This is a genomic window from Hymenobacter yonginensis (assembly GCF_027625995.1).
Classification (GTDB): domain Bacteria; phylum Bacteroidota; class Bacteroidia; order Cytophagales; family Hymenobacteraceae; genus Hymenobacter; species Hymenobacter yonginensis.
In genome coordinates, this window is sequence record NZ_CP115396.1 from 1,376,561 (window position 1) to 1,389,846 (window position 13,286).

Sequence of the window (13,286 nt, forward strand, 5' to 3'; positions counted from 1 at the left end):
AGAGCCCTAAAACTCGCTTCGGTCGTACCAGCTGCGCATGCGCCATGGGTCGCCTTTCTGGCGGCGTACTAGCACCAGCCGCGCCGAGCCGGCCCCGCTGAACTGCTGGTTGTCGCGCTGCTCGATGCTGAGCTGGAAGGCCCGCTCCACGTACACCAGCGTGTCCGAAAACAGCGTATCGGTGGTGGGTAGGTACTGGGTCCACTGCAGGTTGGCGGTGCGCGAGGCCCGGAACAGGCGGTAGGTGGTGGCAATTTCCACGTCGCGGTTCCAGGTGCGGTCCACGTTGGCCGCGAAGTCGCGGTACGTGAACGTGAAGCGCCGGTCGAGCAGCTGGCCGTAGAGCGTGGAGTCGCGTAGCTGGTAGGCGCTGCGGAACCGCTCGAAAAAGCCGCGCACCGTCACGGGGTTGCCCAGCAGCTGGTTGGGGTCGGTAGGCTGGTCGTCGAGGCCGGGAGCAAACGGGTTGCAGCCCGCGGCCCCCACGGCGCAGAGCGTAACTGAGTAACGGAATAGCTGAGTAAGTTGGGGCATAGGCGGATATGCGGCAGCGGCAGGTAAATTAAAGTACTCAGATACTCAACTGCTCAGCTACTCTTCAGTTGCGGATAAAATACTTTTTCAGGTCAGTCCAGCTTAGGGCGCTGGACGTGCGCTGGTCGCGCCAGCTGGTTATCTTCCATTCATTATTACGACGCCGCACCAGCAACCGGATGTTGCCTTCCAGCATTGTGGAGCGAAACGCCGTGTCCGACTGCACGATTTTCAGCTGGTAGAGGGCCGAAACCTCGGCCGAGTCGGCGGTGAAAAACTGGTCGCGGCGGCCGCTGAACGTGAGCTGGTTCTGGGCGGTACCGGCGGAGCGGCGGCGCAGGCCGTTGAGGTAGTCGCGCTCCTCGTTCACGCTCCAGTTGGTAAACAGCGAGGTGGCGGTGCCGGCCGCCGTGGGGTCGGGCACGAAGCGGTACTGTGGCCCCGCAAACGTGCGCTCGTAGTTCACTACGTTCAGGGTCTGCACGGCTGTGGTGAAGTTGGCCAGCAGAATATCAATCTGGGTGGGCGGCAGCCAGTCGCTGGCCGCGCCGGCCGGCTCCGGTTCGCGCAGCTGGAAGCAGCTCGAAAGCAGCACCAGCGGCCCGGCCAGCAACCCGGCTCTGAACAGGAGCCCTGCGGCCCCAACCCCGGAAAATCTGCCACGGAAAGTCATGGGTTGAAGATAGGCAGATTTACGGATCAGCTACGCTCCGGCCCGGCTGTTGTTGACTACGGCGGACTGGCTCGGACTCCGGCGGTTCGGCTTCGCGTACGCCGGAGCCGTATGACGGGCAATAAATCGGTTGGCTACGGTTGAATACCTATTTTTGCCGCCCGCTCCCGGTGTTCCAATGTCGAAAAAGCTACTTGTATTCCTTACCGGTTTGTTGCTGCTGGCGGCGCTGGCGTCGTACGTGTACTACCGGCGCACGGTAGCCGCCGTTCCTCTCGACCCCTGGGCGCTGGTGCCCGACGACGCCGTGCTGGTAACGGCCACCCGCGACCAGCCAACGCTGGTGCGCCACCTCAAGGAGACGCAGGTCTGGGACAACCTCACCACCGTGCGGTATTTCCAGAGCCTTGAAAATACCGTGGCCCTCATCGACAGCCTCACCGGCAGCCGCAACGTGGTGCTGCGCTTTCTGGGCCGCAAAAACGTGCTCACGTCGGTGCACGTCACCGGGCCCGGGCGCTTCGATGTGCTGCTGCAGGTGCCTATTGGCAGCGTGCGCGAGTACCGGCAGGTGCGCGGGCTGGTGGATGCCCTGGCCCGCGACCCGCAGTTTCGGGTGCGTACCCGCGACTACGAAGGCACGCTGCTCACCGAAATCGGTGAGCCCGGCACCGGGCGCGGCCTCACGTTCATCAACCACCGCAACCACCTGGTATTTAGCCCCAACCCGCTGCTGGTAGAAGCCGTGGTGCGCCGCCTGGCCGGCCCGGAGCAGCCCACCGTAGCGGCCGACTTCCAGGGCACCGACTTCTTCCGGCTGCGCGACGTGGACGCCACGCTGCTGGTGAACTACCGGCGCCTACCGCAGCTGCTGGGCGTGTTTTTCCGGGCCGATGTGGTGCCGGGTATTGGTTCCGTAACCAGCCTGGCCCGCAACGGCCAACTGGAAATGAAGCTTGCCGGCAATAAAGTAGTGCTCAGTGGCTTTGTCAACCCCGAAACCACGGCCGGCAGCCTGCACGAGCGCCTGCGCGGCCAGCCTGCCCAGCGCCTGCGCATGGCCGAAGTGCTGAGCCTGCGCACGGCCCTGCTGGTGCACCTGGGCCTGGGCCCGGCCAGCGTCCTACGCGGCCCACGCCCAACTGCCCCCCGCCCCGATACCCTCAACCCGGCCGTGCTGCCGCTGCTCGACAGCCTCACGGCGGGCCTGAGCCAGGAAGTGGCGCTGGCCTATCTGGCCCCACCCACGGCCCGCGTGAAGCCCGGCCGCCTGGCGTTGATGTGGTGCGCCCGGCCCGCGCAGCAGGCGCTGCTGCTGGGCCAGCTGCGCCGGGTGGTGGGCGCCAGCCCGTCGTTTGAGCGGGTGGGGCCCTATCAGATTCACCAGACCGGTGTGCCGGAGCTGCCGGCTAGGCTGGTGGGGCCGCTGTTTGCCGGTTTCCGGGCGCCGGTGGTGGCCGTAGTGGGCAGCTACCTGGTCTTCGGGGATGATGCCGCCGCGCTGCGGGCCTGGCTGCAGGACGTGGCCGCCGAAAACGTATGGTCCCGCTCGCCCACGCAGGTGGCCTTCCTGCAGGAAACTCAGCCGCTGGCCCGCCTGAGCGTGGTGCTGGACACCCGCAACGCCTGGAACCTGCTGCTGCGCGGGCTGGTGGAAGAGCGCCGGGCCGGGCTGCTGCGCAACGAGTCGTTGTTTAAGCGGTTTCCGCAGGTGGCGCTGCAGTTGGTGCCCGCCGCCAACGAGCAGGAAGAAGGAGCCCAGTATTTCAGCCAGCTGCTGCTGCGCCATCCGCTGGTGGGTCCGGCCGTGGCGCGGCCGCAGGGTAGCACCGGCACGGGCAGCGTGCTGGCCTTCAAAACGCCGCTGGCCGGATCCCCGCTGCTGGTGCCGGTGGCCGGTGCCACCCGGCCCGGCGTGCTGGTGCAGGACGCCGCGCAGGTGCTGCACTACGTGACGCCCGAAAACGTGGTGGCCTGGTCTGACTCGCTGCCGGGGCCGCTGGTGGGGCGGCTGCACCGCCGCACGGTGGCGGGCCGCGCCGGCTATCTGCTGGCCACGGCCGGCCAGCTGCACTTCTTGGACCAACAGGGGCGCACGGCGCCGCAGTTTCCGCTCAACCTGCCTGATTCAGTGCGGGCTACGGGCCTAAGTGTGTCACCGGAAGGAGCGGGGGCGGCCCCGCGGCTGCTGGTGGCCGGCGGCGGCGGCAACCTGTTTCTGTACGACACCAACGGCAACGCCTACCCCAACTGGCAGCCCAAGCGCCTGGACTTCAACCTAGCCGCCCAGCCGCTGTACCTGACCGTAGGCGGGCGCGACGTATTGGTGGTACTGCTCGAAAACGGCTACGTCTATGCCTTCGATCAGCAGGGCGCCACCTACCCGGGCTTCCCCATCAGCATGGGGGCGCGGCTGCAGAGTGAGGCGCTTGTGGAAACGGCCGGTCCTACGCTCAGCCGTACCCGCCTTACCGTGGTCAATCAGCACGGTGAGCAGGTGACTTTCACGCTGGCCGGCGACATTGTGAGCCGCCGCCGGGTGGCCACCTGGAGCCGCAGCTCGGTGTTCCGGCTCATTCCTGATCAGCAGCGCCGCACTTTCGTGGTGGTGCGCGAAGCCGGCGGCCAGCTGGATCTGTTTGAAGCCGGCGGGCGGCGCCTGCTGGGCCAGCGCTTCCTCACCTCCGGGACCAAGCCAGTGCAGTTCTTTGACTTCGGCAACGGCCGCCGCGTGTATGCCATCATGGAGCCCGGTCCCGGCAAAGCCTACCTCTACGACAGCCAGGGCCGGTTGCTGGGCGGGCAGCCCTTCGAGAGCAGCGCCCCGGAAATCGGGCTCGAATACGAAGCCGGCACCAACACCTACCACCTCTACCGCACCGCCGGCCCGGAGCTGCGCCGCACGGGTCTGGAACTGAAATAGCCGTCTGGAAGAGGCTGGAGCGTGCTATGCAAACGCCGCAAGGCCGGCTTCCATGCGAAACTGAATATATTGCCTGTTCAGCCAGCCGCTTTTTCAGGCCGGCCTCAACTTCACTGCGCTTGAACCCAACTTCTACTTCCGTTGCTTCCTGGCCTATCGGGCTGGTGGTGGGCAAATTTCTGCCGTTTCATGCCGGGCACCAGTGGCTGCTGGAGCAGGCGGCGGCCCGCGTGCAGGACCTCTATGTGCTGGTGTACTCCAACCCCGATCCGGCCACGATGGACGCTGAAACCCGCGCCAGCTGGATCCGGCAGATCTACACGCCGGCCGGGTCCGAGCCGGGCACGCCGCCGCGCATCGGTAGCACGGTGCTGCACGTGGTGGCCCTGCCGGTAGGCCAGTTGCCCGTGCCGCCCAACGAAGCCGACGACCACTCGCACCGCGAGTTTGTGCGGCGCTGGCTGCGGCAGCAGCCCCTGCGGCCCGATGTGGTGTTTGCTTCCGAAGACTACGGCCCCGGCTTCGCGGCTCATATCGGCGCTGAGTACGTGGGGGTAGACCCGGCTCGCACAACGGTGCCCATTTCCGGCACCCAGATCCGCGAAGACCTGTACGGGCACAATGCCTTCCTGCATCCGGTGGTGCAGGCGCACTTCCACTCGCCCCAGTTCATCCGCAAGATTGTGCTGATGGGGGCCGAAAGCACCGGCAAATCCACGCTCAGCAAGGCGCTGGCCGCGGCCTACGGCACCGTGTGGGTGCACGAGTACGGCCGCACGCTGCACGAGGAAAAAAACGGCGCCACCGACTTCGATGATCTGCTCTACATTGCGCACCGCCACCGCGAGCTGGAAGACGAGGCCGTGCCGCACGCTCGCCACTTCCTGTTCGTGGACACCAACGCGGCCACCACGGCGCAGTTTTCCTACTTCTACTACGCCCGCTGCGCGCCCGAGCTGCAGGCCCTGGCCGCCGAGTGCCGGCAGCGTTACTTCCACACCTTCCTCTGCGCCCCCGACATTCCGTACGAGGACGACGGCTGGCGCGACCCGGAAGCCCTGCGCGACTTCCACCACGGCATGGTGGCCATGCAGCTTGACATGCTGCAAATCCCCTACACGCTGCTCACGGGCTCGGTGGAAGAGCGCCTGCAGCAGGTGTACGCCGTTCTCGGCGAGCCGCAGAACGTGCTGGCCTCCGCCCTCACCACCGACCCGCGCAAGTGGGGGTAGGTGGTGAGTTGGTGGAGTGGCGGATTGGTGGATTCGTCAGCCTGAGCAGCACTGGTACGTAGTAGCGCGAACTTCGCGGTTCGTGCTACCGGCACTCCACCAGCCCACTACTCCCCAAACTCACCTATTCGTGAGCCAGCCTTTGCGGTAGAAGTACACCAGCTGGAATATCACAATGGCCGCCAGCACCACCAGCAGCACCGGGTAGCCCCAGGGCTCGTAGAGTTCGGGCATGTTGAGGTGATTAATGCTGCCGTCGGGGTTTTCGCGTTGGAAGTTCATGCCGTAGAGGCCCACCACGAAGCTCAGCGGGATGAAGATGGAGCTGATGATGGTCAGCACCTTCATCACCTCGTTCATGCGGTTGCTCTGGTTGCTCATGAACAACTCCACCAGGCTCGTCACCGATTCGCGGTAGCTCTCGGCCAGGTCCAGGGCCTGGATGGCGTGGTCGTAGCAGTCGCGGAAGTAGACCTTCATTTCCTCGGGCACTATCTCGTCGGGCATACGCAGGATTTCGGCTACTTTTTCGCGCTCCGGATACACGAAGCGCCGGAACCGGATGATGTCCTTTTTCATGCGCAGGATGCGGCCCAGTACGCGCCGGTCGGGGCGGTCCTGCAGAATCCGGTCTTCCAGCTTCTCAATATAGTCGCCGATGGCGGCCATGGTGGGGTAGTACTGGTCGAGCACCACGTCGGTGAGGGCGTAGGCCAGGTACAGCGGCGGCTTGCGCTTGATCTGGCTGAAGCCCGACCGGATGCGCTGCCGCACGGTATCGAGGCAGTCCACGTAGTCGTCCTGAAACGTGAGCACGTAGTTGGGGCCGGTGAAGATGGAGAGCTGGTCGTCGTCGATTTCCAGCAGCTGCGTGAACTCCGTCATGCGCGACACCAGAAACAGGCGGTTGTCGCCGAACACGTCCACTTTGGCCCGCTGGTAGTCGCCCAGCACGTCTTCCATTTGCAACGGGTGCAGCTCGAAGTCGGCCATAATCTGCTGCATCAGCTCCAGGTCGTTGTAACCGCGCACGTCAATCCAATGGCGCAGCTCGGGGTGGCCGTGGAAGTAGGTCAGCAGCTCCTGGTAGTTGTCGTATTCGTGCTCCTGGCAGGAATTTTCGTCGTAGGAAATCAGAAACAGCCGGGGCGTGAGCGAGCCTTCGCGGATGGTGAGCGTGCCCGGGCGCTGGCCCACGTGGGCCTCGCGGGCCAGGCGGGTGTCAGCGCGGTCGGCCACGGAATGCCGGCGCTCGGGCGTGGGCTCGGTGGAGGCATCGGGGGGCGGCAGCAGCGGGGCGGCGGCTGTGGGAGAAGCGGGTTCCATAGGAGGGAGGCGGATTGAGGCCAATGTACGGCGGAAGGTGGGGAGAAAGTTGGCCGGCGTACTTTTGGCCTCCATGTCAGTTGCCCGCCCATCCGCCGCCACGCCGCTACCCGCGCCCGCCGCGCCGCCCGCTGCCCGGCAGTTTGTGCGCGGCTCGGTGGGATCGGGCGTGGCCGTGGTGGCGCGTGCGGCGGGGGCGCTGCTGCTCAACAAGCTGCTGGCCGTGTACGGCGGCCCCGGCGGCCTCACGCTGCTGGCGCACTTCCAGAACCTGATGGCCCTGTTCACGACGCTGCCCAACGACGGCACGCACGTGGGCCTGGTGAAATACCTGGCGCCGCTGCCGGCCCGCGCCGGCCGCTACCGGGCGTGGCTGGGGGCGGCACTGTTGCTGAACGGGGCTGCGCTGGCCCTGGGGCTGCTGGCGCTGCTGCTGTTTCCGGGGCCGCTGGTAGGAGTGTTTCAGCCCTCGGTGGGCTGGGTGGCTCTGTTTGGGCTGGGTATTGCGCTGCTCACGGCCTACGCGCTGCTGGGCGCCGTACTGCTGGCTGCCGGGCAGCTGCGCGCCTATATTAGCCTGACGGTGGCGCTGAGTTTGCTGGGGCCGGCGGCGGTGGCGATGGTGCTGGCCGGCGGCGGCGCGGCAACCACGGCGCTGCTGACGTATCTGCTGGCCCAGGGTGCCACGCTGCTGCCGGCCCTTTGGCTCACGCACCGGGCCGGGCTGCTGCCGGCGCTGTGGCCGGGCCGCCTGAGCAAAGCCGCGCTGCGGGGACTGGGCCGTTTCCTGCTGATGGCCGTGGGGCTGCTGCTGTTCGGCAAAGCCGTGGACTTTGCGGTGCGGGAGCTGCTGATCCGGCAGTTCACCCTCGCCGAAACCGACCTCTGGCAGGCCGTAGCCAAGCTCTCCGACAACTACACCATGGTGATGACCGCCGTGATGAGCAGCGTGTACTATCCGCGGCTGGCGGCGCTGGCGTCTCAGCCAGCCGCGCAGCGGGCCTGGGTGCGCACGGTGCTGCAGATGCTGGTGCCGCTGCTGGCCGCCGGCCTGGGTTTGCTCTACGCGCTGCGCCACTGGCTGCTGCCGGTGCTGTTCGAGGCCCGTTTCGGGGCAGCCGCCAGCCTGCTGGGTCCCCAGCTGCTCGGCGACTGGCTGCGGTTTGTGGCGTGGCCGCTGGTGATGGTGCTCACGGCCCAGGCCCGCGTAGGGCGCTACGTAGCGCTGCAGACAGCCTCGGCGGTGCTGTACGCCGCGGCCCTGGCGCTGCTGCTGCCGCGGCTGGGTTTGGTGGGAGCCGTATGGGCCTCCGCGCTGCGCCACGGCCTGCTGCTGCTCTGGTGCGGCTGGTATTTTCGGCGGTTTTGGGTCGGGGAAGTGATGAAGTGATGGGGTGATGGGGTGATGGGGTGATGGGGTGATGAGGGGTTAGGTAAGACGAAACAAACAGCACGTCATTCCGAGCGGAGCAAGAAATTTCGCCAGCACGGTAGAATCATTCACTACACGGGCGAGATTCCTCGCTCCGCTCGGAATGACGTGCTTACTTTGTTACCTGTCACCTGTCACCTGTCACCTCATCACCTCATCACCTCATCACCTCATCACCTCAGAAGAAATGACGCCTCTGGTTACCATCGTGGCGCTTTGCTACAACCACGGCCGCTTCCTGCGGCCCGCGCTGGATTCCATTCTGGCCCAGACGTATCCGCGGCTGGAGGTGTTTCTGGTGGATGATGGCAGCACCGACAACAGCGTGGCGGTGCTGCGTGAGTACGCCGCCGCGCATCCGGAGTGGAAAACAGTTTTTCTGCCCGAAAACATCGGCAACTGTGCGGCTTTCAACCGGGCGTTCTTCCAAAGCCAGGGAGAGTTTCTCATCGACTTCGCCACCGACGATATTCTGCTGCCCGAGCGGGTGGCGCGGCAAGTGGCGCGGTTTCAGGAGCTGGATGCCAGCTATGGCATGCTCTACGGCAACGTGGCGCTGCACACCGAAGGCGGGGAGTTTCAACGGCTGTTTCACGCGCCCGGCCCTACGGGTGCGCTACAGCCAGCTCCCGCTTCGGGCTGGGTGTTTGAGGATGTGCTGCGCCGGTTTTTTATCAGCGCGCCGTCCATGATGATGCGGCGCGCCACGCTGGAGCAGCTCAACGGCTACGACGAAACGCTGGCCTACGAGGACTTCGATTTCTGGGTGCGGGCCTCCCGCAACTGGCAGTTCAGCTACCAGGATGAAATCCTGACCGAAAAGCGTCTGCACCCCCGTTCCATGTCGGCGCAGGGCTACCGCCCCGGCGACCCGCTGGTGGCCTCCACCATCCGCATCTGCCACAAAGCCGCCGCCCTGTGCCGCACCGCGCCCGAGCGCCAGGCCCTTGCCGAGCGGGTGCGCTGGGAGCTGCGTCAGGCCGCCCGCTGGGGCAACCTCCCCGAGGCCCGCGACCTGTACGCCCTGCTGCGCGAGCTGGGCGGCGCCGGGCTGATTGAGCACGGAATTGGAGCGTATCTGAAGGTGATGAGGTGATGAGGTGTCAACGTTAAGAACGTCATTCCGAGCGGAGCGAGGAATCTCGCGTGCTGACGTTGGATTACTATTGCAACGTCAGCACGCGAGATTCCTCGCTCCACTCGGAATGACGTTCTTTCTTTACCTGTCACCTGTCACCTGTCACCTGTCACCTGTCACCTGTCACCTGTCACCTCATCACCTCATCACCTGTCATCCAAAACCACCTCATACAACTCCACCGGCCCGTCCTGGGCTACCAACTGGCGGTGGGGGAACCAGGTTAGCATGGAGTCGGCGGAGTATTGGATGAGCTTGCGGGTTAGCTCGTCGTTTTGCAGGGTGGCGCGGTTGAGCAGCAGCCATGATTTGTCGCCGGGGCGGCGGGCCACGGAGTCGCGCCGCGCGAACCGTTCGTAGTGCAGGCTGGGGGTGGGGCGGAAGCCGTAGTAGAAATCGGCGTGGCGCAGCAGCATATCATCGGTGAACACCACCCCGCGGCGGCTGGCGGGTAGGTGCGTTTTCAGCAGCCGCGCCTGCGCAAAGTGAGCCGATACGCTGGGCTTGCGCGTATAGTACACCGGCCGAATCAGGAGCAGCAGCGCCAGCGTGCCCAGCAGCAGCGCCCCAAAACCTGAGGTGCCTGGCGTGAGCCAGCCAGGTAGCCTACGTACGTAACGCAGGCCGGCTACAGCCAGCAGCAACAGGCCCAACCCACCATACAGCACCGCTACGCCGTTGTGCAGCCAGCCCGCAAAGCCCAGCATCACCAGCCCGATCAGCCAGCTTCCGCGCCCGGTTTGCCATAGGTTGCGCAGTCCAAACCCGGCCGCCAGCGCCAGCGGCGGCAGCAGCGGCGTCACCATGCGGGCCTGCAACGAAATCGGGTTGTACTCGTGCAGGGAGGTGCTGCCCCACCAGTAGAACGCCAGCGTGCTGACCGCCAGCGCCACCCAAAACCCGGCCTCATCGTCAGACGTGGCCGCATCTGCCGGGCCTTGTGGGCGGCGACGGCCGAAGCCGGCCGCTGCGGCCAGTACCAGCATCACGCCCATGCCCAGGGCCACAAAAAAGTCGAGCGGCTGCCAGGTTACGCGGCCCAGCAAGGCATCGGCGTGGCCCTGCACGTAGTTGCCGTCGCGCATGTAGGCATTGGTTTGCTCGATGATGTGGTAGCGGTAGAGCACGTCGCCGGTCAGTACCTGGTAGTAGATCAGGTAAGCCGCCAGCAGGCCGGCGCCGGTCAGCAGCGCCGCGCGCCAGAACCGGCCATGCTGTTTTCGCCAAGTATCCAGCGCCAGCAGGCCCAGGTAGAAGGGCAGGTAAAACACGATGGTTTCCTTGCTGAGCAGCGCCGCGAAGCTCAATACGGCGAAGCCCGCACCCCAGGCCACTGGCCGAAGCTGCACTGCGCGCCGCCCCGCCAGCAGCGCCGCCGCCCCGGCCAGGCACCAGAACATCAGCACGTTGTCGGGGTAGAGGTAGGTGCTCAGGTTAAGGGTGAAGTAGTGCAACCCCAGCAGCAGCACAGCGCCGGCCGCCACCAGCGGCTCGCGCCGCCGGTACAGCTGCCAGATGATGCCGGCGCAGCCCAGCGTGCACAGCAGCGGCCAGAGCGTGGTGCTGATGATGTTCACGCCTAGCACCCGGTAGAGCGCCGCCACCGGCCCGAAAATCAGCAGGCGCTCCTGCAGCGGATCGTGGAGCAGGTGCTGTGGGTCGGGGAGGGGGCGGTAGGTGCCGCTGGCCAGGGCCTGCGCGTAGCGGGCGTAGAGGTAGTCGTCGAGGTCGTAGAGGCCCTCGTGGGCCAGCCCGAAAAAGGCCACGGTCACGACCAGCACCAGCACCAGGGCCAGCGTAGGAAAGCGGAAAAGCATGCGGTGATTCACACCGGCAAAGATGGTGATTAAGTGATGAGGTGGTTTTTGGTGATGAAGTTATGGGGTGATGAGGTGATTAGGTAATAGGGGGCACGTGACAGGTGACAAGGAATCAGGGGTAATGAGAGAACGTCATTCCGAGCGGAGCGAGGAATCTCGCGTGCTGATGCTGCGCTGCATGGGCAGGCTTGCAGTTATTCAGGGGCATGTTTGTAGCGTCTGGGTGAGGAGTGGAGGGGCGAGGGCCGCCGCCCGCCCGCAGTCGTTCGACAGTCTTTTTGCAGCGTACATTTACAGCACAGCTATAGAACAGTGTCAGCACGCAAGATTCCTCGCTCCGCTCGGAATGGCGTTCTTCCCTTATCACCCCATCACCCCATCACCCCATCACCCCATCACCCCATTACCCCACCACCCAGAAAAATGCCAGCTAAACTATTCCGACGGGTGCTGCTGCCGGCGCTGCTGCTGCTGGCCGTGGGGTGGGGGCTTGGGGCGTATTGTGAAACCAACGACGACGTAGCCATCATGCAGCTGCTGCGCGGCACCAGCGCGGCGGCTCCTGTCACCGACCTGCACCTGTATTTCCACGGCCTGGGCGCGGGGCTGAGCTGGCTCTACCAGGTGATGCCCGCCGTGCCCTGGTACGCGCTGCTGCTTTATGGGCTGCTCTATGGCGCCACCGTCGGTGCCTTCACCTTCCTCGACCGGCTGCTGCTGGGCCGGCTGCCGGGCCCCTGGATTGCGGGGCTGCTGGCGTTATTTTTCCTGGTGGCTTGGCTGGAGCACGGCTTTTGGTTCAGCTACGTGCGGGTGCCGCTGCTGCTGGCAGGTGTGGGCGTGCTCACGACCGCCCAGCGCCCCGCCAGCCGTTTCGCGTTGGTCCTGGGGCTGCTAGCCTTCGGGCTGGGCTGGCTGATTCGGCCCAGCGTAGCCGTACTGGGGCTGCTGGCGGCCGCGCCGGGAGCGTGGTGGCTGGGCGGCCGCCGGGCCCTGCCGGTGCTGGGCGGGGCGGCGGCCGTGGCTGTATTCGGGGCGCTTTTCCTGAACCTGACCTGGAGCCCCACCGCGGCCACTTTCCGCCGCCTCGATGTGCGCAAGTCCAACATGCTGGATTTCCAGCTCTACCAGCCAGCCACCGGCCTCTCGTCCGCCGACAGCCTCGGGCTGGCCGCCGCCCGGCACTGGCTGCTGGCCGATTCCACGCTTGTGAACGAGGGCCTTTTCGACCGTGCCGCGCCCCTGCCCACGCCGGCCTATTTCCTGCGCACCCTAGCGCCAGCCAAGCTCCGGCTGGCGCTGCCGCAGCTCCTGCGCGACTACTTCCCGCTGCTACTGCTGCTGGCGGCCAGCGGCTGTCTGCTGACTGCCGCAGCGGGGCGGCCCCGTGGTTTTTGGCTGGTGCAGGCGCTGTTTGCTGGGTTGGTGCTGGCGCTGGCCGCGGTGCTCAAGCTGCCGCCCCGCCTCGCGTTGCCGCTGCTCGATGTCTGGCTGCTGGGCAACCTGGCGGCGGTGTTGCCGCTGGCCGGAAGGCGGGCGCCCTGGGTGCTGCTGGGGGCGCTGGCGCTGGTGGCCGGGCCCTACGCCTACAAAACCGCACACCGCGCGGCTGTGCTAGGTCAGGAGCGGCAACACAACCAGCTGGCCCGGCAACAGCTGGGCTGGCTCACGCGGCAGCGCGGCAGCGCCGCCCCCCAGCTAATCGTGTCCGACGCTTTCGAGGCCACCGGCAAATCGGAGTCACCTTTTGCCGTGGGGCCGCTGCTGTCGGGCCACTACTTTGGCACCTCCCGGCCTGAGCCCCGCTATATGCCCGTGGCGGGCTGGCTGACGCTGCATCCCTCGCAGGCAGCGTGGCGGCGGCAGCTCACCGGCACGCGCTATTTTCCCGAGAGCATGCGCCGCCTCGCTGCACGGCCCGGCGTAGCCTGGATTCTCACGCCCGAAGCGGCCGCCATCCTCAACCGGCAGCTGGCCCGGCCGGCCGGGCCGCGTGTTCGATTAGTACCAATTCTGCCCCGTGCCCTGCCTGCGCAGGGGGCGAGAATTCAGGCCCGCAACGCCGAAACCGGCGCTGCCCGGGCGTATGAAATGCGCGTGGAAACAGTGCAACAAACGAAAAGGCCAAAATTTTATAGCCGGGCTTCTGGACTTATTCGGCACAATACGGGGTAGTGGTTGTATACCTTTGAGCCGCTCTCCTACTTT

At 65.9% G+C, this 13,286-nt stretch carries 9 protein-coding genes; 5 read left to right on the forward strand and 4 right to left on the reverse strand.

The features are described from left to right. Positions 1-6: 6 nt before the first annotated feature. Together O9Z63_RS05940 and O9Z63_RS05945 are read right to left on the reverse strand one after the other, a co-directional pair. The gene (locus O9Z63_RS05940) at positions 7-534 is read right to left on the reverse strand and encodes a hypothetical protein (RefSeq protein WP_270128397.1); all 528 of its coding nucleotides are present in this window, start codon (positions 532-534) and stop codon (positions 7-9) included. A gap of 64 nt (positions 535-598) precedes the next feature. After that, positions 599-1,129, reverse strand: a complete 531-nt coding sequence (locus O9Z63_RS05945) for a hypothetical protein (RefSeq protein WP_270128398.1) — start codon at positions 1,127-1,129, stop codon at positions 599-601. A 256-nt stretch (positions 1,130-1,385) separates the two neighbouring features. Here O9Z63_RS05945 and O9Z63_RS05950 point away from each other — a divergent pair, with 256 nt between their 5' ends. Together O9Z63_RS05950 and O9Z63_RS05955 are read left to right on the forward strand one after the other, a co-directional pair. Beyond that, positions 1,386-4,130, forward strand: a complete 2,745-nt coding sequence (locus O9Z63_RS05950) for a hypothetical protein (RefSeq protein WP_270128399.1) — start codon at positions 1,386-1,388, stop codon at positions 4,128-4,130. 119 nt (positions 4,131-4,249) lie between these two features. After that, entirely contained in the window at positions 4,250-5,362 is a 1,113-nt protein-coding gene (locus O9Z63_RS05955) for an AAA family ATPase (RefSeq protein ID WP_270128400.1), read from the forward strand. A gap of 120 nt (positions 5,363-5,482) precedes the next feature. Here the strand turns inward: O9Z63_RS05955 and corA are convergent, their stop codons facing one another. Then, the gene (gene corA / locus O9Z63_RS05960; RefSeq protein ID WP_270128401.1) at positions 5,483-6,688 is read right to left on the reverse strand and encodes a magnesium/cobalt transporter CorA; all 1,206 of its coding nucleotides are present in this window, start codon (positions 6,686-6,688) and stop codon (positions 5,483-5,485) included. Between the two features lie 73 nt (positions 6,689-6,761). Here corA and O9Z63_RS05965 point away from each other — a divergent pair, with 73 nt between their 5' ends. Next, complete coding sequence (locus O9Z63_RS05965) at positions 6,762-8,078, forward strand: MATE family efflux transporter (RefSeq protein WP_270128402.1); 1,317 nt, start codon at positions 6,762-6,764, stop codon at positions 8,076-8,078. Between the two features lie 229 nt (positions 8,079-8,307). Then, positions 8,308-9,216, forward strand: a complete 909-nt coding sequence (locus O9Z63_RS05970; RefSeq protein WP_270128403.1) for a glycosyltransferase family 2 protein — start codon at positions 8,308-8,310, stop codon at positions 9,214-9,216. 188 nt (positions 9,217-9,404) lie between these two features. Here the strand turns inward: O9Z63_RS05970 and O9Z63_RS05975 are convergent, their stop codons facing one another. Continuing rightward, entirely contained in the window at positions 9,405-11,075 is a 1,671-nt protein-coding gene (locus O9Z63_RS05975; RefSeq protein WP_270128404.1) for an ArnT family glycosyltransferase, read from the reverse strand. Between the two features lie 426 nt (positions 11,076-11,501). Between O9Z63_RS05975 and O9Z63_RS05980 the strand changes: the two genes are divergently transcribed. Next, complete coding sequence (locus O9Z63_RS05980) at positions 11,502-13,253, forward strand: hypothetical protein (protein WP_270128405.1); 1,752 nt, start codon at positions 11,502-11,504, stop codon at positions 13,251-13,253. Positions 13,254-13,286 lie beyond the last annotated feature (33 nt).